Consider the following 19419-nt stretch of genomic DNA (forward strand, 5'->3'; position numbering starts at 1 on the left):
CGCTCCACTCACTTGCCGGCGGGCGTCAGCAACAGGCGTTGGTTGCCATACACCTTGTCGAGATTCTCCGCCTTGAACGGGAAACTCATGTAGCTCGCCTTCATCCACGCGTCGATGCCATCGGCGTAGTGCGGGCTGGCCGGATTGCCCGACTGGCCTGAACTGTTGAGGCCGATCATCGGCTCGTCACGGCCAAAGTCGACGATGATGCGCATCGCCGGAATCAGCCAGGTATCGAAATCCGAACCCAGGTGATAGGCCGAGGCGTTCAGCGTGCTGTGGTCGCCGCCCATGGCATAGGGACCGCGGTCCAGGTAGTCGCCGATGGCGTTGATCTTGCTCCGCTGGCCCGCCGGCATATGCGGCGCCAGCTGCGTCGCGCCGGAGGTCCAGCGAGCCGTATGCAGCGTGCCCCACTGCCACGCACTGCGATCGTTGCCCAGGCGGCTTTCCAGCAAGGTCACCGCTGCAGCCAAACTGCGCGCGAGGATCGCCGGTTTGTCTTCGGTTTGCGCGGTGCGCTGGTCGTTCCAGAATGGGCTGTCTTCGCGGCCGAGCAGATGGTCGGCCTGGGCCGAATAGGAGGTGTTGGCCGTCTGCACCAGTGCGCGCCACGCTGACGTATCTTCCGGCCCCAGCTCATCGAGAAAGATCTGCCGCGCGCTTTCGTGCAGGAAGGCGCCATACAGCGCGGCGTTGGCCGAATCGGCCGCGAGCTTGCCATCGAAGGCGAGCAACCGATCCAGCGCCTCGCGCGCCTTGCTGCGCTCGGCGGACGGCAGTGCATCGATTGCCTGGCGCAACGGCTCGGCCATGCCCGGCGCCTCGAACATCGTCCTGAGCTTGGCGGCGAAAGGCGTGACCTGGTCGTACTGCATCGCGATGGTGCTGCGGGTGTCGTGCTTGCCACGGCCAGCCAGTTCCGCCAGACGCTCATAACGCTCCGGACCATACCAGGAGCTGGAAAGCTGCATCCCGTAACCGCGCGGAACGCTGCGATGATTGGCGGTGCCGAGCCAGCCCTGGATCGGATCCTGATCGTAGGGATGCAGCATCGGATCGGCGAAACCATCCCACTCATATCGATTGTCCCAACCGGGCGACGGCACCAGCCCCAGCCCCTCGCGACGATTGGGAAAACGTCCGGTGACCTGCCAGCCGATGCCCTGCTGGTCGGCAAAGACCAGATTCAGGGCGGTTGCACGAATTTCGCGGGTCGCCTCGAAGGCCTGGTCCACCGACTGCGCGCGGGACAGGTCGAAGAAAGCGTCCAGCGTGCGATCGGCCTCCAGTTGCGTGGTCTTCAGTGCCAGACCGTAGCCGCTGGCGAGCTGCAGCGGCTGCAAGGGATGCTTGCGCTCGACCAGCGCCGTGTTCAGCAGAGGCCCATTACGGGTTTCGTAGATGGTCTCGCGAATCGGTCGCTCGCCTTTGACGAAGTAGGTCTCATGCCGCTCGCGGGCCGGCAGCCATTTGCCGTCGGCCAGGTACATCAGCCGCGAGCCTTCGCGGCGCAGCTGCTCGAGATAGAGGTCCTGATTGTCGCCCATGACCATGGTCATGCCCCAACCGAGCTTGCCGTTGAAGCCGGCGACCACTGCGGGCACCCCGGCGATGGTGACGCCCGCGGCCTGGAACTTCGGTGCGCGGATCTGCATGAAATTCCAGTACGAGGGCATCGACAGCGGCAGGTGCGTGTCATTGGCCAGGATCGGCTTTCCGCTGCGCGTATTGCTGCCGGCGATGGCCCAGTTATTCGACGCGGCCATGCCGGTCGGGGTCAACGCTGCCAAGTGCTGAACGGCCTGCTCGATAGCCGTCAGCCCGGGCACGCTGCCACCCAGTTTCAGCCCCTTGAGCTTGTCCGCCTCGTCGAACGGCAAGGCCTCGTCCGGATAGATGGGCAATAGCCAGGCCAGCTTGTCGCTACCCACCTTCTGCGCCATCAGCAACGCGGCGACCTCTTCCTGCAGGTTCTGCGAAAGGCCGAAATTGAGCAGACAGAACACCAGCACCGAATCCTCGGGCTTCCAGTACTCCGGTTTGTAGCCGGACTCGGCGAGGTCCATCGGCAGTTTGTCGCGATGACGATACAGGTATGCGTTCACGCCGCGGGCGTAGACCTCAAAGAACCTCTTCATCCGCGGCGAGGATTCGCGATAGAGCAGCTCGGCGCTCTGGCGCAGATTGACCGCACGCATGAAGCGATCGGTCTCCAGCACACCGGGCCCGATCATCTCAGCCAAGCGCCCCTGGGCCATCAGCCGCAGGCTGATCATCTGGCTCAGCCGGTCGGTGGCGTGGACGTAACCCATGGCGAACAGCGCATCGTGAAACGACGAGGTCTCGATCAGTGGCATGCCCAGCGAATTGCGCCGGATGCTCGCACTGCCTGCCAGTCCGGTTAGCGGCTGGATGCCCTGCGCTGGCGGCAGACTGGCGCTGTAGCGGTTATCGAGATAGGCCTGACAACCGCCGAGGCCGGCCAGGCCGAGCGCGGCCCCCAACGTCAGACGAACCAGGGCGTACGGCAGACGCAGAGACATCGAAGACTCCTGTGCGGGCTTGGCGAGGGATGGGTGCTAACAGATTAGAGGGCGTACGGCGAAGAAGATCGGTCGATCAGGCCGCGTCGCGGGATTTTGGCAGAGCTTCGTCGAGCAGCCAACGGGCCGAACGGCGCGCTTCGGCCTTGTGTTGCAACTCGAGCGCGCTGAACTGCGCCTCGTGGCGCCGACGTTCGCTCTTGTCCAGCGCCTTCCAGGCTGCATGGGTCGGCACCTGCTCTGTGGCGTCGAACAACTGCTGGAACACCTGGCAACGGGGATGCTGCCCGAGGGTGACGTCGTAGTTGTCGAGCAGCACCTTGATGCGGATGGCGCCCTCGATCAGCGGTAACTGCTCGTCCAACAGACAGCTGGCGAGGATTCGCAGATCCTCGGCCAACGCCGTCTGCTGTTGCGCGCGTGCCTCGGCCTGCAAACGCTCGTTGCGCCATACGCGACGCCACAAATACAGCGCATAGCCGGCCAGTGCTGCAACCAGCAGCACGGCGATGACGAGCAGACCGAGGAAAAGACTCATGGAAGCATCAGGCCCCGTGGCACTTCTTGTATTTCTTCTGGCTACCGCAGGGGCACGGATCGTTGCGACCGACATCCTTCAGCGGATTGCGCACCGGCTCGTGTCCATGATTGCAGTGCGGCCCGTGGACGTGGTGATGGTCGTGGTCGTGGTCGTGGTTGCAGTCGGGACCATGCACATGGGGTTCGTGACTCATCTGGGTACTACTCCGGAATAAAGTTGCCCGGGATTATCTCGCCATTGTTGGAAATGTGCACGCGTCGCCCAGCCATCAGCCCGGTCTTGAGTTCGCCGGCCAGTCGGTAGTTGATCGGGCGATCCGGTTTTTCCAAGAGCCGCACGATGTACTTCATGTGCCGCCACAGATTGGTGTGCACCGGCACCTCGTAGTACTCGAAGCTGTTGGCAGGAACGGTCAGCCAACCGCTGGACTCGCCGCTGGCCAGTTCCACATCGTTGAGATGAACCGTATAGATGAGGCCTCGCACCGGCAGGCTGTGATCGTTGGGGTTGTCGATGCGGAAGCGCAGCATGAACTGCTGTTCCAGCAGCCGCGCCTTGATGATATCGACCTTGGTGAGTTCGACTTTCGGGTCCTTGAAATCGCCCGAAAACCAGGTCGAACAACCGGCCATACCGCCAAGCAGCGTCAGCAACACGACCGTTCTTAGAATTCTTATTGTGTGTGCCTGGCAAGACATTCCGGTACTCCAAAGGACGGCCAAGTGTAGCAAGCGGCATGTTCACCGCAATGGGGTGGCGCCGCAAAATTACCAGTCTCAGGCCGCAATATGACACTGTCGTTGCAGGCATGCACAGCGGCATTCAGGCCACCGGCCAATGCACGATCAACCGGCCAGCAGGCGAGCCAGGACCAGTCGCGCCTTGCCGATGCCAGCGGCGCGCGCCGCCTCGATCTGCGCCATGGTGATCACCCCATCCGCCTTGCCAGCTGCTGGATTGACCACCAATGCGAGGCAGGCGTACGGCAGTTCCAGCTCACGGGCCAGGGCCGCCTCGGGCATGCCGGTCATGCCGACGATGTCGCAACCGTCGCGCTCCATACGGAAGATCTCCGCAGCCGTTTCAAGACGCGGCCCTTGAGTGCAACCGTACACGCCATGACCACTGAAGGCGAACCCCTCGGCGGCGAGCGCCCCGATCAGGCGTTCGCGCAATGCTTCGTCGTAGGGGTAGCTGAAATCGATGTGGGTCACGTGGTCGATCTCGCCTTCGAAGAACGTCTGTTCCCGGCCATAGGTGTAATCGATGATCTGATGCGGTACGCAGAAATGACCGGCCCCCATCGCCGAATGAATGCCGCCCACCGCGTTGACCGCGATCACCGCTTCGGCGCCGGCCTGCTTCAGCGCCCAGAGGTTGGCGCGATAGTTCACCTGGTGCGGCGGAACACGATGCGGATGGCCGTGCCGGGCCAGGAACAGCACCTCACGACCACCATACTCGCCCCGCAGGACTTCGGCGGAGGGCCGCCCATAGGGCGTATCGATCAGCTGCGCACGATGCAGCTTGAAGCCGGTCAACTGGGTCAGACCGGTACCGCCGATGATGGCATGGACAGTCATGGAGTATTCCTCGAGATGTGAGCGATCAGTCGATCAGATCGGCAGCTTTCAGCGCACCAATGGCATCCAGCCAACGAGGGTTCTGCTTGTAGTCCGTCGCATTACCCGCCCGGCTACGCATGCGCGACAGTGCAGCCGACGGCGTGACTTTCAAGCGCTGCAGCGCGGCCAGCGCCAGTTCGGCCGCCGCACGGTCGTTGCAGACCAGTCCCATGTCGCAACCCGCGCCCAGGGCGGCTTCGATCCGGCCTGCCGCGTCGCCGGCGACATGCGCTCCGGCCATCGAAAGATCGTCGCTGAAGATCACGCCCTTGAAGCCCAGCTCGCCACGCAGGATGTCCTGCAGCCAGCGCCGGGAAAAACCCGCAGGCTGCTCGTCGATCTGCGGATAGATGACATGCGCCGGCATGATCGCATCGAGCGTGCCGCTCAATGCCTGGAAGGGAATCAGATCACATCGGCGCAGCTCGTCGAGGCTGCGCTCATCGACCGGTATCGCAACATGGGAATCGGCCTCGGCCCAGCCATGCCCCGGGAAATGCTTGCCGGTGGCGGCCATGCCGGCGGCATGCATGCCGCGGATGAAGGCATCGATCAACTTCACCGCGATCTGCGGGTCACCCTCGAAGGCGCGCGCGCCTACCACCGCGCTACGCTGATGATCCAGATCGAGAACCGGCGCGAAACTGAAATCCAGGCCCACAGCAAGCACCTCGCTGGCCATGACCCAGCCGCAGGCTTCGGCCAGCCTGGGAGCGTCGGCGCAACGTGCCAACTCGCGCATCGCAGGAAGCCGCACGAAACCCTGGCGCAGCCGCTGCACGCGGCCGCCCTCCTGATCCACCGCCAGAAGCAGGTCGGGGCGCACGGCGCGAATCGCGCGGCACAGTTCGTCCACCTGGCGCGGGCATTCGATGTTGCGAGCGAACAGAATGAGCCCGCCCACCTCGGGTTGGCGCAGCAGCTGCCGATCCTCGGCAGTCAGCCAGGTGCCGGCGATATCCAGCATCAATGAACCGTGCATACAGACGCAGATCCTTATTCGAGTTCAGCGGCAGCCCAGCCTGGGCAAGGTGCCTCGGTGATGTGCACCGGACAGTGCGGCGACACCCTGGGAAAAAGTTGCAGCAGATCGGCATTGCGCATGCGCACGCAACCGTGGGAAAGCGGCACACCCATCGGTTCGCAATCGGGCGTGCCGTGGATGTAGATGTAACGGCGGAAGGTATCGACCTTCCCCATCCGGTTGACGCCCGGCTCGCAACCGCTCAGCCAGAGGATGCGAGTGAGTATCCAGTCGCGTCCAGGGAACCTTGCGTGCAGCTCCGGCGACCAGATTTCGCCGGTCCAGCGCCGCCCGCGCAGCACTGCCCCCTCGGGTAGGCCGTCGCCAATGCGCGCACGCACCTGATGCACGCCGCGCGGCGTACAGCCGGAACCATTCTGTTCGCCGACGCCGTTACGCGCGGTGGACACGGGGAAGCGCAGACGCAGCTGCCCATCGGCAAAGCCGTAGAGCTGCTGGTCAGCGATGGAAATATGCAGAAGATCGAGAAAGGCCATGGGCGGCTAGCTTAGCCGATCCCCCGGTAGCCTTGTAGCTCAAGCCTTGGCCGGAATGGCCGCTGCGTTGCGCCGCGCGACGGGTTGCGCCGCCGCCAGGGTACTGTCATCGATGCCGCTGTCGGCCCGCATGCCGGCGGCCAGGAATGGCACCATCATGCGCATCACCTGTTCGATCGACGTGCGGACGCCGAAGTCGTTCTCGGAGATCGCACGCAGCGCCTTGATACCGGACATGCTGAATGCCGCGGCCCCTAGCATGAAATGCACACGCCAGAACAGCTCGATCGGCGGAATGGCCGGCGCGGCGTCATGGACCTTGAGCATGTAGCGGCGAAACACCTTGCCGTACATGTCTTCAAGGTAGCGCCGCAGGTGCCCCTGGCTCTGACTGAAGGACAAGCCAAGCAGCCGCATGAATATCGACAGGTCGTCGCCGCTGCGCGGCTTGACCGCCAGTGCCTGCTCTACGAGGATCTCCAGCAGCTCCTCCAGCGTGTCCTTCTTGTCGGTGAGCGCCTCGCGGCGATCCAGCTCACGTTCCAGGCTGGCACAGAACGGCCCGAGGAAGCGCGAGAACACTGCCTGGATGAGTGCCTTCTTCGAACCGAAGTGGTAGTTCACCGCCGCCAGGTTGACCCCAGCCTTGCTGGTGATCAGACGAAGCGAGGTTTCGGCGAAGCCTTTTTCCGCGAACAGCTGTTCCGCTGCATCAAGAATGCGCTCAACTGTTTCCGACTGCGCCATGCCCCCTCCGAAAGACAAACAACTGTTTGAAACTTACGTTTCACCGACCGGCAAGTCAACCACGAAACGCCGCATGGCACTAGCGTCATTGTCGCAGACGCACCGTCCAGCCCGCCGGCTGACCCGACATGAAACATTCATTGCCAAGGCCTGATCACTGTATATAATCCCAGTCACTGTATAAAAGAACAGAGACCGACATGATCAAGCTGACGCCTCGCCAGACGGAAATCCTCGCCTTCATCAAGCGCTGCCTGGAAGACAACGGTTATCCGCCAACCCGCGCGGAGATCGCTCAGGAGCTCGGCTTCAAGTCGCCCAATGCCGCCGAGGAGCATCTCAAGGCGCTCGCCCGCAAAGGCGCCATCGAGATGACGCCCGGCGCCTCCCGCGGGATACGTATTCCCGACTTCGAGCCCGCACCTGCCGAAACCGGCTTGCCCATCATCGGCCGCGTCGCTGCTGGCGCACCGATACTGGCCCAGCAGCATGTCGAGGAATCCTGCCAGATCAGCCCCGCCTTTTTCCATCCGCGCGCCGATTATCTGCTGCGTGTGCACGGCATGAGCATGAAGGACATCGGCATTTACGACGGTGACCTGCTGGCCGTGCACACCACCCGTGAGGCCCGCAACGGCCAGATCGTGGTGGCGCGGGTCGGCGATGAGGTGACGGTCAAGCGCTTCAAGCGCGACGGCAAGAAGGTCTGGCTGCTGGCGGAGAACCCGGAGTTCGCCCCCATCGAAGTCGACCTTGAACATCAGGAATTGGTCATCGAAGGCTTGAGTGTCGGCGTCATACGCCGCTGAGGAGAAGGTTATGCAGTACCAGACCAGCACTTCCCGGCCCCAGCTATCGCTGTTCGACGGTGTCATCGCACAAAGCCTGGCCCCCTTCGGCAGCCTCGCACCGCGCAGCAAACCCGAGCAGGAGAAAAAGGATCACCTGAGCGAGTTGAGCCTCAGCGGCAGCAGCCAGCACTGCCATCTGCTGCTCACGCCGATCCTGCGCGAACTCGGCGATGCGACGGACAGCCGCTGGCTGACACTGATCGCGCCGCCCGCCTTCCTTTCACAGAACTTCCTGCGCAAGTGCGGCCTGAATCGCGAGCGCATCATCCTTCTGCAACCGCGCAATGCAGAAGGTGCGCTGGAACTGGCGTGCAAGGCACTGGCGTCCGGCTGCAGCCATACCGTCATCAGCTGGCTCGGCCACCTCGACGACGCTACACGCAGCAAGCTGCGCAACGCCGCCAGTCTGGGCGAAGCGCAGAGCCTGAATATTCGTCTGGGTTGTTGACTGGCAAGCACAGGGACGTGCTGCCTGGCATGAAGCGATGGTGGAACCGCCGCGGCGCCGCAGCTGCACTCAGTGCAGAACGCGTGGCTCGTCGTCATCGTGATCGAAATCGCCTTCCGTCATCCGACCCGCCATCTGAACACCCACATTGAACATCGCCTTGGCGATCTCCACGTGCTGCCCCTGCAGGAACAGCTTGGCATCGTCCGAAAAGTCCAGAGTGACCAACACCTCTTCGTCCTCGGCACGACGAAGCACGATGCGCCCGTCCGGTAGCTCGACGATTTCAAGAAAAGATGTAGGCATGGATCAGCTCCGCGTGAAAGGCGGCCATTGTAACAGCCGACCGGGATCGGGGCAGCCTTTGGCTTTCCAGACCACCCACGAGGGAGCGCTGCCGGACACATGTATCGAGCAATCCCTCCAAGAAAATGACGTGCCCCGGGTGGATCGGCAACGTAGCATGCGCTGAAAAAAGCGCGCGCGTCTCTGCGCCGGGACAAGGAATCGTGCATGACCACCCGCACCTTGCTACTCACCGCTCTGGCCATGCTGGCGTTCGCCGGCAACTCGATCCTCTGCCGGATCGCGCTGCGGGACACCGCCATCGATCCGGCCAGCTTCACCGGCCTGCGGATCGTCGCCGGGGCGTTCACCCTCTGGCTGCTGTTGCGCATCGACAGGACCGACCAACCATTAGGTGGTGACTGGATCAGCGCCGCGGCGCTGTTCATCTACGCGGCCTGTTTTTCCTTCGCCTATATCGACCTCGACGCCGGCGCCGGCGCTCTGCTGCTGTTCGGTGCCGTGCAGCTGAGCATGCTTGCCTGGGGCTTGCTGAGAGGCGAGCGCTTCAGTGCCGGGCAGCTTGTCGGCTTGCTGCTGGCGGTGACCGGACTGGTGATCCTGTTACTTCCGGGGAGCAGCACCCCACCCCTGGATGGCGCTTTGCTGATGCTCCTGTCCGGCGTCGCCTGGGGCGTCTATTCGCTTCGCGGGCGAGGGACCGCCACACCGCTTGCAGCCACGGCGGGCAATTTTCTACGGGCGGTCCCGTTGGCGGCCCTGCTCTGCCTGCTCTTGCTGGGCCAGCAGACATGGGACTGGCCCGGCGTGATCTACGCGCTGCTGTCCGGGGCACTGACGTCCGGGGTCGGTTATGCCATCTGGTACGCCGCCCTGCCCGGCCTCGCGGCAATCCAGGCGGCCAGCGTGCAGCTCAGCGTTCCGCTACTGGCGGCTGTTGCCGGCGCCGTGCTGCTGGGCGAGGCGGTGTCCACAACGCTACTGCTGGCCGGCACCGCGATTCTAGGTGGCATCGCCCTGGTGCTAAGCATCAGGCATCGCCGCTAGCACGGCGTTACCTGATCACCACTCGGTCAGCGACTCGCGAAAACGCAGTGCCAGCCCCTTGAGGTTCTGCCGCCAGGCTTCCAGCTCGGCCCGGCTCAGCGGCGGAGTATCATCCTCGACAGTAACCGCCTCGATCAGCGGCTGACGTGGGTCGGTCTTGACCTTGGCCGGGGCCCGTGGCGGCTGGGATAGCTGACGGTAGGCGGCCAGCAACTGCCCAAGCCAGGTGCTCGGCTGTTCCGACAGTTCCAGCAGCTCGGCGAGCTCCGGACTCGGCGCGGCCTCTAGCACGCTGCGCGTCAGGAACGCCTCCACCACCGGCGCATCGGCGCCCGGCGAGCGATAGTAACCGGCGATCTCATGGCACAGGCCGAGCAGCGCACCGTACAGGTGAAACAGGCATGCCTCGCGCTCGGCCTGAATCAGCCCCTGGGAGTTCATCGAGGCAGTCTCTTCGGCCTTGCGCCAGCTTTCCAGCGAGAGGCCGGCAAAGAAGATCTTCTGGTTGGTACGGGTATAGAGCTCGTGAGCCATGGCATGCTCTCCGGAAGAGAATGTGCAGAGAATGGACCTTCGACGAACGCTGCACCAGCGCGAACGACGAACAGACGGCGTGGCCGTGAGGCAATCAATCCGACCGACTCGCCTGGCGAGTCGGTCGAGTCGGGTTCAGCGCTTGTCTTCGACCTGCCACTTGCCGCCGTCGTAGAACGCCTTCCAGCCGGTGGGCTTGCCGTCGACTTCGCTCTGCACGTACTGCTCCTTGGTCTTGCGGCTGAAGCGGATCACCGCCGGGCGGCCGTCCGGGTCCTGCTGCGGTGCCTGGAGCAGGAAGTGGTACTTGGGATCGATCTCGTCCTTGTGGGGAATCAGCTCTCGCACCAGCGGCGCACGGGTCTCGCGATTCTTCGGGAACTGGCTGGCAGCCAGGAACAACCCGGAAGCGCCATCGCGCAGCACGTAGGTGTCATCGACCTTCTCGCACTTGAGCTCCGGCATCTTCACCGCATCCATCTTCGGCGGCGCCGGCTCGCCATTCTTCAGCAGCTTGCGGGTGTTCTTGCATTCGGCGTTGGTGCAGCCGAAGAACTTTCCGAAACGACCGGTCTTGAGCTGCATCTCGCTGCCGCACTTGTCGCATTCCAGGCTGGGCCCCTCGTACCCCTTGATGCGGTACTGCCCTTCCTCGATCTCGTAGCCGGAGCAGTCCGGGTTGTTGCCGCAAATGTGCAGCTTGTGCGTCTCGTCGAGCAGGTAGGCATCCATCGCGGTGCTGCAGATCGGGCAGCGATGCTTGCCCAGCAGCACGCGGGATTCGGACTCGCCCTCGTCATCCGCGGCGATCTCGTCACCCGGAATGAGGTTCACGGTGGACTTGCAGCGCTCCTTCGGCGGTAGGCTGTAGCCGGAACAACCGAGGAACACGCCGGTGGACGCGGTGCGGATCATCATCGGCCGGCCGCAGACCTTGCACGGGATGTCCGTCAGCGTCGGCTGGTTGGCACGCATGCCATTCTCGCCGGACTCGGCAACCTCGAGCTTCTTGCGGAAATCACCGTAGAACTCGTCCAGTACATGCTTCCAGTCACGCTCGCCCTGGGCGACGTCGTCCAGATGCTCTTCCATGCCGGCGGTGAAGCCGTAGTCCATCAGGTTGTTGAAGCTCTCGGAGAGGCGCTCGGTGACGATGTCGCCCATCTTCTCCGAGTAGAAACGGCGATTGTGCAGCGAGACATAGCCACGATCCTGGATGGTGGAGATGATCGCGGCATAGGTGGACGGCCGGCCGATGCCGCGCTTCTCCATCTCCTTGACCAGGCTGGCTTCGGAATAGCGCGCCGGCGGCTTGGTGAAGTGCTGGCTCGGGTCGAGCTTGAGCAGCTTCATGGCGTCGCCCTTGTTCATCTCCGGCAACACGTCATCCTCACCAGCCTTGCTCTGCTGCGGCATGACCTTGGTGTAGCCGTCGAACTTCAGAATGCGGCCCTTGGCGCGCAGCTCGAAATCACCGGCAGCCACCGTAACGCTGGTGGACAGGTACTGCGCCGGCGGCATCTGGCAGGCCACGAACTGGCGCCAGATCAGCTCGTACAGACGCTCGGCATCGCGCTCCATGCCGGACAGCTGGTTCGGCCGCAGATTGACATCAGACGGGCGGATCGCCTCGTGCGCTTCCTGCGCGCCTTCCTTGCTCGAATACAGATTCGGCTTCTCGGGCAGGTACTTGTCGCCGAACTCGCCTTCGATGAAACCGCGCACCATGCTGATGGCATCAGCCGATAGATTGGTCGAGTCGGTACGCATGTAGGTGATGTAACCGGCTTCGTACAAGCGCTGGGCCATCATCATGGTCTTCTTCACGCCGAAGCCGAGGCGATTGCTCGCCGCCTGCTGCAGGGTCGAAGTGATGAAGGGCGCCGAAGGCTTGCTGCTGGTCGGCTTGTCCTCGCGCTTGGTCACGCTGTAGCTGGCGCCCTTGAGCTTCTCCAGCGCAGCATTGGCCTGCGCCTCGTTCAGCGGCTTGAACGCCTCGCCCTTCTCGCGGGCGACCTCGAAGCGTACCTTGGCCTGCTGGGCAGTCGCCAGATCGGCATGCACTTCCCAGTATTCTTCCGGAACGAACGCGCGGATCTCGCGCTCGCGTTCGACCACCAGCTTCACCGCCACCGACTGCACGCGACCGGCAGAGAGGCCGCGGGCGATCTTCGCCCAGAGCAGCGGCGAAACCATGTAGCCGACCACCCGATCGAGAAAGCGGCGCGCCTGCTGCGCGTTGACGCGATTCAGATCGAGCTCGCCCGGTTGGGAAAACGCCTCCTGGATGGCCTTCTTGGTGATCTCGTTGAACACCACGCGCTTGTAGCGGCTATCGTCGCCGCCAATCGACTCACGCAGGTGCCAGGCGATGGCCTCCCCCTCTCTATCCAAGTCGGTCGCGAGATAGATGGTGTCGGCTTCCTTGGCTAGGCGACGCAGTTCCTCGATGACCTTTTCCTTGCCGGGCAGGATCTCGTACTTGGCCTTCCAGCCATGCTCAGGGTCGACCCCCATGCGGGTAATGAGCTGACGCTTGGCCTTCTCCTTGGGCGACAGCGCTGGCGCCTCGGCCGCCGCAGCCTTGCCGCGCTTGACCGGCTCCTTGTTGGCCGAGCCGCTGGTGGGGAGGTCGCGGATGTGGCCGATACTCGACTTCACCACGTACTGGTTGCCCAAATACTTGTTGATTGTCTTGGCCTTGGCCGGTGATTCCACGATGACCAGCGATTTACCCATGGAGAGGAGAGTTCCTGAATCTAGAGGTGAACAGAGGCAATGCCTCCGGCAGTTTGAATACCCGTGCCGGCGGTAGACGGCAAGGCATCAGCGAACATTCGTGCGCGTTTTGCGAACGGGGCGACCTGACAGAACAATCGCCCTGCTTGGCTCCTTCTGGAGCGAATCAGAGCGGCGGTTCGATGCCATCAAGCGGACAGCAAGGTTTTCGCTCTGCCTGAAAAGCACCGCTATATATAGTGGCGATGGAGGTGAGGTCAAGCGTGGACCTGGTGGCCGCTGGCCAGCTCAACCTTCGAAAACACTCGTTTCGGCTTCGATCAATGCGAAACGCGGAACCGTTTCGCCGTTCACTTCGACGCTCTCGGTGAACATCGAAAGCGGGCGTACCCAGAGTCCGCGCTCCCCATAAAGTGCCTGATAGAACACCACCGGCTCCTCCGTCTCGGAGTGCCGCGCAACAGCGAATACGCGATATTCCGGCCCCTTGTAATGGCGATAACGCCCCGGCTGCAACTGCATGCCTACCTCCACACAAACACAAAAAAGAAAAACCGGGGCACCAGGCCCCGGCTTCCATGCACCGGCTGACAATCATCCTCCCGCCCAGTCGCGAGAATGGCTGTCAGCCTAGCGCAGTCATTTGCATCTGTCTGTTAGACGCGTTCGAAGACCGTACTGATCCCCTGGCCCAGACCGATACACATGGTAGCGATACCCAGCGTACCGTTGTTCTGCTTCATCACGTTCAGCAGGGTGCCGGAGATACGCGCACCGGAGCAGCCGAACGGGTGACCCAGGGCGATCGCGCCGCCGTGCAGGTTGACCTTCTCTTCCATCTTGTCGAGCAGCTTGAGGTCCTTGAGCACCGGCAGCGCCTGTGCAGCGAAGGCTTCGTTCAGTTCGACGTGGCTGATGTCGTCCATGGTCAGACCGGCGCGCTTGAGCACCTTCTGGGTGGACGGCACCGGGCCGTAGCCCATGATCGCCGGGTCAACGCCAGCCAGCGCCATGGCGCGAACCACCGCCATCGGCTGGATGCCGAGATCCTTGGCGCGCTGAGCGGACATGACGATCATGCAGGACGCACCGTCAGTGATCTGCGAGGACGTACCGGCGGTCACGGTGCCGCCCTTCGGGTTGAAGGCAGGCTTCAGCGCGGCCAGGCTTTCCAGGGTGGTATCCGGACGGATCGTCTCGTCGTAGTCGAAGACCTTGAGGAAGCCGTTCTCGTCGTGACCTTCCATCGGGATGATCTCGTCCTTGAACTTGCCCTCGACGGTAGCCTTGTGCGCCAGGCGGTGCGAGCGCTCACCGAACTGATCCTGGGCTTCACGGCTGATGCCGTGCATCTTGCCGAGCATCTCGGCGGTCAGGCCCATCATGCCGGAAGCCTTGGCCGCATGCAGCGACAGCTGCGGGTTCGGGTCGACGCCGTGCATCATGCTGACGTGGCCCATGTGCTCCACACCACCGATAACGAACACGTCGCCGTTGTTGGTCTGGATGGCCTGCACAGCAGTATGCAGGGCGCTCATGGACGAACCGCACAGGCGGCTCACGGTCTGGCCGGCGCTGGTGTGCGGAATGCGGGTCAGCAGCGAGGCCATGCGGGCGATGTTCCAGCCCTGCTCGAGGGTCTGGTTGACGCAGCCCCAGATCACGTCCTCGACCTCGGCCGGGTCGATCTTCGGATTGCGCGCCAGCAGGCCGTCGATCAGCAGTGCGGACATGGTCTCGGCGCGGGTATTACGGTGCATGCCGCCCTTGGAGCGCCCCATCGGGGTGCGACCGAAGTCGACGATGACTGCATCTCTTGGATTCAGGCTCATGAATTCTCTCTCCCTCGATTAACCGTAGAAGCGCTGGCCGTTGGCGGCCATCTCACGCAGCTTCGCGGTCGGGTGGTACAGCGGGCCCAGGTCGGCGTACTTGTTGGCCATCGCGACGAACTCGGCGACGCCGATCGAATCGATGTAGCGCAGCGCACCACCACGGAAGGGTGGGAAGCCAATGCCGTAGATCAGGCCCATGTCGGCTTCGGCAGCGGTCTCGACGATGCCGTCTTCCAGGCAACGCACGGTTTCCAGGCACAGCGGGATCATCATGTAGTTGATGATGTCCTCGTCGGACAGCTCGCGCGTCTCGGCAACGACCGGCTTGAGCAGCTCGTAGGCCTCAGGGTCGACCACCTTCTTCGGCTTGCCCTTCTTGTCCATCTCGTAGGCGTAGAAGCCCTTGCCATTCTTCTGGCCGAGGCGATTGGCGTCATACATGACATCGACGGCGGTACGGGTGTCGTCCTTCATGCGATCCGGGAAGCCTTCGGCCATCACGTCGCGGCCGTGGTGGCCGGTGTCCATGCCGACCACGTCCATCAGGTAGGCTGGGCCCATGGGCCAGCCGAATTTCTCCATCACCTTGTCGGCGCGGGCGAAATCGACGCCATGAGCGATGGCGCGGGCGAATCCGCCGAAGTACGGGAACAGCACGCGGTTGACCAGGAAGCCCGGGCAATCGTTGACCACGACCGGGCTCTTGCCCATCTTCTTGGCGTAGGCGACGGTGGTGGCGATGGCGGTTTCGCTGGTCTTCTCGCCGCGGATCACCTCAACCAGAGGCATCATGTGCACCGGGTTGAAGAAGTGCATGCCGCAGAAGTTTTCCGGACGCTTGAGCGCCTGGGCCAGGTAGCTGATGGAGATGGTGGAGGTGTTGGAAGCGATGATCGCGTCTTCGCGAACGTGGCCCTCCACCTCGGCCAGCACGGCGTGCTTGACCTTCGGGTTCTCGACCACGGCCTCGACAACGATGTCGACGTTGCCGAAGTCGCCGTAAGACATGGTCGGACGAATCGCATTGAGCGCCTGCGCCATCTTGTCAGCGGTCAGACGGCCTTTTTCAACACGCTTGCCGAGCAGCTTGGAGGCCTCGTCCAGACCCATCTGGATACCCTCTTCGCGGATATCCTTCATCAGGATCGGCGTGCCTTTGACAGCCGACTGGTAGGCGATGCCGCCGCCCATGATGCCGGCGCCGAGTACGGCAGCGAGCTTCACGTCGCGCGCCTGCTTGTCGTAGGCCTTGGCCTTCTTCTTCAGCTCCTGATCGCTAAGGAACAGGCCGACCAGGCTCTGCGCAACCGAGGTCTTGGCCAGCTTGACGAAGCCAGCAGCCTCGACTTCGATGGCTTTGTCGCGGCCGAAGTTGGCGGCTTTCTGAATGGTCTTGATGGCTTCGACCGGGGCCGGATAGTTCGGACCGGCCTGCCCTGCGACGAACGCCTTGGTGGTCTCGAAGGCCATCATCTGCTCGATCGCATTGAGCTTGAGCTTGTCCAGCTTAGGCTGGCGTTTGGCCTTGTAGTCCAGCTCGCCGGAGATGGCGCGCTTGACCAGGTCCAGTGCAGCTTCCTGGAGCTTCTCCGGAGCGACGACGGCGTCGACCGCGTGCACCTTGAGGGCGTCTTCGGCACGGTTTTCCTTGCCGGAGGCGATCCACTCGACGGCGTTGTCCACACCGATCAGGCGCGGCAGACGCACGGTGCCGCCGAAGCCCGGGTAGATGCCCAGCTTGACTTCCGGCAGTCCGACCTTGGCAGCGGTGGACATGACGCGATAGTCGGCAGCCATGCACATCTCGAAACCGCCACCCAGGGCGATGCCGTTGATGGCGACCACGGTGGGCACGCCTAGGTCTTCGAAGTCACTGAAGATCTTGTTCGCTTCGAGGTTGCCGGCAACCAGCTCTTCATCGGGCAACTTGAAGTTGTCGACGAACTCGGTGATATCGGCGCCGACGATGAACACGTCCTTGCCGCTGGTGACGATCACGCCCTTGACCGAAGCGTCGGCCTTGATGGCGTCGACAGCCTGGCGCAGATCGTTGAGAGTGAGGCGATTGAATTTGTTGACGGACTCACCCTTGAGGTCGAAATTCAATTCGACGATGCCGCTCTCAAGAGCCTTAACCGTGATGGCTTTACCTTCGTAAATCATCAACTGATCTCCAGGTATGGAAGCTGAACGTTACGTGTCTCACGTCTTCGGCCCTGACTCGACCGCGCCTCGCGGCGAACGACACCCACCGACACGATAATCCGGGTGATCGGCATCTGCTCTGGCAAACGCTCGATTCATACGCCCGTTTGATTTGGGTCGGCACACCTTCGGGGAAAAGCGCAGCATTGTCAATCGGCTGCTTTGCCTAACCGAAAGGCACCCGCAAGCGGACATTTCGCGACCGCCCGGTCATCATCGACAACGCCGATCTGCCTGCATTCACCACAGCGATGAACGCGTCGCCCAGTCGTTTCAAAAGCTGAAACCGGGCCGCACCAACCGGGTCAATCCTAGACGTAGTCGAGCAGGTACACTGCCGCAATTCGTTGCACGCCATGTACGGTCAACGCACCACCGAATCCGGAGTACTGCATGTCCCAAACCCCCATCGCCCGCGCCGACACCGGCATCGACCCCTACCGCTGGCTGGAGAATCGCGACGCCGAGGATGTGCTCGCTTATCTCAAGGCGGAGAATGCCTATCTCGAGGAGCAGCTCGCCGATCAGGCCGAACTGCGTGAAGTCCTGTTTCAGGAGATCAAAGGGCGCATCCGCGAAACCGATCTATCGCTGCCCGCCCCCTGGGGGCCATGGCTGTACTACCAGCGCACCACCGCAGGCGACGAGTATCCCCGGCACTACCGCTGCCCGCGCCCGCTGGATGGTTCGCTGACCGTCGATGAAAGCGCCGAACAGCTGCTGCTCGACCCCAACGAGCTGGCCGGCGGCGGCTTTCTTTCGCTGGGTGCCTTCAGCGTCAGCCAGGACCACAGCAAGCTCGCCTACAGCCTCGACCGCGAGGGCGACGAGATCTACCGGCTGTACGTCAAGGACCTGGCCAGCGGCGCGGTCACCGAGCTGCCCTTCGACAACTGCGACGGCAGCATGACCTGGGCCAACGACAGCCAGACCCTGTTCTACGGCGAGCTGGACGACACCCACCGCCCACACAAGATTTACCGCCACCGCCTTGGCGATACGGACAGCAGCGAGGTTTATCACGACCCGGACGGGCGTTTCTTCGTGCATTGCTACCGCGCCAGCTCCGAGCGCCAGCTGGTCATCCTTTCCCACAGCAAGACCACCAGCGAAGCCTGGGTGTTGTCGGCGGACCAGCCGGAGGGCAGCTGGACCTGTCTGGCGCCGCGCCAGGAGGATCACGAGTACTTCCCCGATCATGGCCTTTACGAAGGCCAGTGGCGCTGGCTGATCCGCAGCAACCAGGCGGGCATCAACTTCGCCCTTTATCACGCCAGCGAGGCCGAGCCAGGCCGCGAGCACTGGCAGGAGCTGGTCCCGCATGACGATGCGGTGATGCTCGAGGATGTCAGCCTGAACGCCGAGGCGATCACCCTGACCCTGCGCGAAAGCGGCCTGCCGGTGATCGAGGTACGACCGCAGGGCGTGCAGCCCTATCGCCTGCAATTGCCCGATGCGGCCTACAGCCTGCACGTGCAGAACTCGCTGGAATTCACCAGCACGGTGATCCGCCTGCGCTACGAGGCGCTGAATCGCCCGGCGCAGATCCGCCAGCTGACCCTGGCCGACGGCACGCAGGAGGTGCTCAAGGAAACCCCGGTGGAGGGCCCCTTCGATGCGGACGCCTATGAAAGTCGGCGCATCTGGGCCACCGCCCAGGACGGTACGCAGATTCCCATCAGCCTGGTCGGCCGCCGCGACAGCTTCGGCAAGCCCGCACCGCTCTACCTCTACGGTTACGGCGCCTACGGCCATAGCCTTGACCCCTGGTTCTCCCACGCGCGGCTGTCGCTGCTCGACCGCGGCTTCATCTTCGCCATCGCCCATGTGCGTGGCGGTGGTGATCTGGGCGAGGCCTGGTACCGCGCCGGCAAGCTGGAACTCAAGCCGAACACCTTCAGCGACTTCATCGCCTGCGCCGAACAGCTCTTGGCCGATGGCTACACCACATCGCCACGCCTGGCCATCAGCGGCGGCAGTGCCGGCGGCCTGCTGATCGGTGCCGTACTCAACCTGCGTCCGGAACTGTTCGGTGCGGCGATCGCCGAGGTGCCCTTCGTCGACGTGCTCAACACCATGCTCAATGCCGACCTGCCGCTGACCGTGACCGAGTACGACGAATGGGGCGACCCGAACCAGCCCGAGGTGCACGAACGCATCCGCGCCTATGCGCCCTATGAGAACGTCCGGGCCCAGGCCTATCCGCCACTGCTTGCCGTGGCCGGCTACAACGACAGCCGCGTGCAGTACTGGGAGGCCGCCAAGTGGGTCGCCAAGCTGCGTGCCACCCGCACCGACGACAACCTGCTGCTGCTCAAGACCGAGTTCGGCGCAGGTCACGGTGGCATGAGCGGACGCTACCAGGCGCTCAAGGACGTGGCGCTGGAGTACGCCTTTGTGCTCAAGGTGTTCGGCATGGCCTGATCGGACCATGCCTGCCGACCTGCGGTGGCGAACAGGCGGCTCCGGCAAGA

At 63.2% G+C, this 19419-nt stretch carries 18 protein-coding genes; 4 read left to right on the forward strand and 14 right to left on the reverse strand.

Annotated features, from left to right (window positions below; translation table 11 throughout):
• Window positions 1-8: 8 nt before the first annotated feature.
• The 8 genes from NAO55_RS14845 to NAO55_RS14880 form a co-directional block, all read right to left on the reverse strand.
• Window positions 9-2546 (reverse strand): penicillin acylase family protein, encoded by a 2538-nt coding sequence (locus NAO55_RS14845; RefSeq protein ID WP_102841399.1) that lies wholly within the window; start codon window positions 2544-2546, stop codon window positions 9-11.
• A 76-nt stretch (window positions 2547-2622) separates the two neighbouring features.
• Window positions 2623-3084 (reverse strand): DUF2489 domain-containing protein, encoded by a 462-nt coding sequence (locus NAO55_RS14850; RefSeq protein WP_063543623.1) that lies wholly within the window; start codon window positions 3082-3084, stop codon window positions 2623-2625.
• Between the two features lie 7 nt (window positions 3085-3091).
• Window positions 3092-3280, reverse strand: a complete 189-nt coding sequence (locus NAO55_RS14855; RefSeq protein WP_013982487.1) for an SEC-C metal-binding domain-containing protein — start codon at window positions 3278-3280, stop codon at window positions 3092-3094.
• Between the two features lie 7 nt (window positions 3281-3287).
• Window positions 3288-3785 (reverse strand): LEA/WHy family protein, encoded by a 498-nt coding sequence (locus NAO55_RS14860; protein WP_156246087.1) that lies wholly within the window; start codon window positions 3783-3785, stop codon window positions 3288-3290.
• A gap of 147 nt (window positions 3786-3932) precedes the next feature.
• Window positions 3933-4670, reverse strand: a complete 738-nt coding sequence (locus NAO55_RS14865; RefSeq protein WP_102841401.1) for an S-methyl-5'-thioinosine phosphorylase — start codon at window positions 4668-4670, stop codon at window positions 3933-3935.
• Between the two features lie 25 nt (window positions 4671-4695).
• Entirely contained in the window at window positions 4696-5694 is a 999-nt protein-coding gene (gene nagZ, locus NAO55_RS14870; RefSeq protein WP_102841402.1) for a beta-N-acetylhexosaminidase, read from the reverse strand.
• Window positions 5695-5708: 14 nt separating this feature from the next.
• Window positions 5709-6233 carry a L,D-transpeptidase gene (locus NAO55_RS14875; RefSeq protein ID WP_102841403.1) on the reverse strand — a complete coding sequence of 175 codons (525 nt, stop codon included), beginning with the start codon at window positions 6231-6233 and terminating at the stop codon, window positions 5709-5711.
• Window positions 6234-6272: 39 nt separating this feature from the next.
• Window positions 6273-6980 (reverse strand): TetR/AcrR family transcriptional regulator, encoded by a 708-nt coding sequence (locus NAO55_RS14880; RefSeq protein ID WP_063543634.1) that lies wholly within the window; start codon window positions 6978-6980, stop codon window positions 6273-6275.
• A 200-nt stretch (window positions 6981-7180) separates the two neighbouring features.
• Between NAO55_RS14880 and lexA the strand changes: the two genes are divergently transcribed.
• Together lexA and sulA are read left to right on the forward strand one after the other, a co-directional pair.
• On the forward strand, window positions 7181-7789 hold the full coding sequence (gene lexA / locus NAO55_RS14885; protein ID WP_014596417.1) for a transcriptional repressor LexA: 609 nt from the start codon (window positions 7181-7183) through the stop codon (window positions 7787-7789).
• 10 nt (window positions 7790-7799) lie between these two features.
• On the forward strand, window positions 7800-8279 hold the full coding sequence (gene sulA / locus NAO55_RS14890; RefSeq protein WP_063543637.1) for an SOS-induced cell division inhibitor SulA: 480 nt from the start codon (window positions 7800-7802) through the stop codon (window positions 8277-8279).
• Window positions 8280-8348: 69 nt separating this feature from the next.
• Here sulA and NAO55_RS14895 read toward each other — a convergent pair whose 3' ends face one another.
• The gene (locus tag NAO55_RS14895) at window positions 8349-8585 is read right to left on the reverse strand and encodes a hypothetical protein (protein ID WP_102841404.1); all 237 of its coding nucleotides are present in this window, start codon (window positions 8583-8585) and stop codon (window positions 8349-8351) included.
• A gap of 207 nt (window positions 8586-8792) precedes the next feature.
• Here NAO55_RS14895 and NAO55_RS14900 point away from each other — a divergent pair, with 207 nt between their 5' ends.
• Window positions 8793-9632 carry a DMT family transporter gene (locus NAO55_RS14900; protein WP_102841405.1) on the forward strand — a complete coding sequence of 280 codons (840 nt, stop codon included), beginning with the start codon at window positions 8793-8795 and terminating at the stop codon, window positions 9630-9632.
• Window positions 9633-9647: 15 nt separating this feature from the next.
• Here NAO55_RS14900 and NAO55_RS14905 read toward each other — a convergent pair whose 3' ends face one another.
• From NAO55_RS14905 to fadB, 5 genes are all read right to left on the reverse strand, one after another.
• Window positions 9648-10166, reverse strand: a complete 519-nt coding sequence (locus tag NAO55_RS14905; RefSeq protein WP_102841406.1) for a DUF6586 family protein — start codon at window positions 10164-10166, stop codon at window positions 9648-9650.
• Window positions 10167-10301: 135 nt separating this feature from the next.
• Window positions 10302-12905, reverse strand: a complete 2604-nt coding sequence (gene topA, locus NAO55_RS14910) for a type I DNA topoisomerase (protein ID WP_102841407.1) — start codon at window positions 12903-12905, stop codon at window positions 10302-10304.
• 288 nt (window positions 12906-13193) lie between these two features.
• Complete coding sequence (locus NAO55_RS14915) at window positions 13194-13427, reverse strand: DUF1653 domain-containing protein (protein WP_063543648.1); 234 nt, start codon at window positions 13425-13427, stop codon at window positions 13194-13196.
• 134 nt (window positions 13428-13561) lie between these two features.
• The gene (gene fadA / locus NAO55_RS14920; protein ID WP_102841408.1) at window positions 13562-14737 is read right to left on the reverse strand and encodes an acetyl-CoA C-acyltransferase FadA; all 1176 of its coding nucleotides are present in this window, start codon (window positions 14735-14737) and stop codon (window positions 13562-13564) included.
• A gap of 18 nt (window positions 14738-14755) precedes the next feature.
• Window positions 14756-16903, reverse strand: coding sequence for a fatty acid oxidation complex subunit alpha FadB (gene fadB, locus NAO55_RS14925; RefSeq protein ID WP_102841409.1), 2148 nt, complete (start codon window positions 16901-16903; stop codon window positions 14756-14758).
• A gap of 435 nt (window positions 16904-17338) precedes the next feature.
• Here fadB and NAO55_RS14930 point away from each other — a divergent pair, with 435 nt between their 5' ends.
• Window positions 17339-19369: a S9 family peptidase gene (locus NAO55_RS14930; RefSeq protein ID WP_102841410.1), complete on the forward strand. Its 2031-nt coding sequence runs from the start codon at window positions 17339-17341 to the stop codon at window positions 19367-19369.
• Window positions 19370-19419 lie beyond the last annotated feature (50 nt).

The organism is Stutzerimonas frequens, assembly GCF_024448335.1.
Classification (GTDB): domain Bacteria; phylum Pseudomonadota; class Gammaproteobacteria; order Pseudomonadales; family Pseudomonadaceae; genus Stutzerimonas; species Stutzerimonas frequens.

Coding starts and splice junctions, on each gene's coding strand:
- NAO55_RS14845 (WP_102841399.1), bottom strand. CDS start 2,546: ATGTCTCTGCGTCTGCCGTACGCCCTGGTTCGTCTGACGTTGGGGGCC.
- NAO55_RS14850 (WP_063543623.1), bottom strand. CDS start 3,084: ATGAGTCTTTTCCTCGGTCTGCTCGTCATCGCCGTGCTGCTGGTTGCA.
- NAO55_RS14855 (WP_013982487.1), bottom strand. CDS start 3,280: ATGAGTCACGAACCCCATGTGCATGGTCCCGACTGCAACCACGACCAC.
- NAO55_RS14860 (WP_156246087.1), bottom strand. CDS start 3,785: ATGTCTTGCCAGGCACACACAATAAGAATTCTAAGAACGGTCGTGTTG.
- NAO55_RS14865 (WP_102841401.1), bottom strand. CDS start 4,670: ATGACTGTCCATGCCATCATCGGCGGTACCGGTCTGACCCAGTTGACC.
- nagZ (WP_102841402.1), bottom strand. CDS start 5,694: ATGCACGGTTCATTGATGCTGGATATCGCCGGCACCTGGCTGACTGCC.
- NAO55_RS14875 (WP_102841403.1), bottom strand. CDS start 6,233: ATGGCCTTTCTCGATCTTCTGCATATTTCCATCGCTGACCAGCAGCTC.
- NAO55_RS14880 (WP_063543634.1), bottom strand. CDS start 6,980: ATGGCGCAGTCGGAAACAGTTGAGCGCATTCTTGATGCAGCGGAACAG.
- lexA (WP_014596417.1), top strand. CDS start 7,181: ATGATCAAGCTGACGCCTCGCCAGACGGAAATCCTCGCCTTCATCAAG.
- sulA (WP_063543637.1), top strand. CDS start 7,800: ATGCAGTACCAGACCAGCACTTCCCGGCCCCAGCTATCGCTGTTCGAC.
- NAO55_RS14895 (WP_102841404.1), bottom strand. CDS start 8,585: ATGCCTACATCTTTTCTTGAAATCGTCGAGCTACCGGACGGGCGCATC.
- NAO55_RS14900 (WP_102841405.1), top strand. CDS start 8,793: ATGACCACCCGCACCTTGCTACTCACCGCTCTGGCCATGCTGGCGTTC.
- NAO55_RS14905 (WP_102841406.1), bottom strand. CDS start 10,166: ATGGCTCACGAGCTCTATACCCGTACCAACCAGAAGATCTTCTTTGCC.
- topA (WP_102841407.1), bottom strand. CDS start 12,905: ATGGGTAAATCGCTGGTCATCGTGGAATCACCGGCCAAGGCCAAGACA.
- NAO55_RS14915 (WP_063543648.1), bottom strand. CDS start 13,427: ATGCAGTTGCAGCCGGGGCGTTATCGCCATTACAAGGGGCCGGAATAT.
- fadA (WP_102841408.1), bottom strand. CDS start 14,737: ATGAGCCTGAATCCAAGAGATGCAGTCATCGTCGACTTCGGTCGCACC.
- fadB (WP_102841409.1), bottom strand. CDS start 16,903: ATGATTTACGAAGGTAAAGCCATCACGGTTAAGGCTCTTGAGAGCGGC.
- NAO55_RS14930 (WP_102841410.1), top strand. CDS start 17,339: ATGTCCCAAACCCCCATCGCCCGCGCCGACACCGGCATCGACCCCTAC.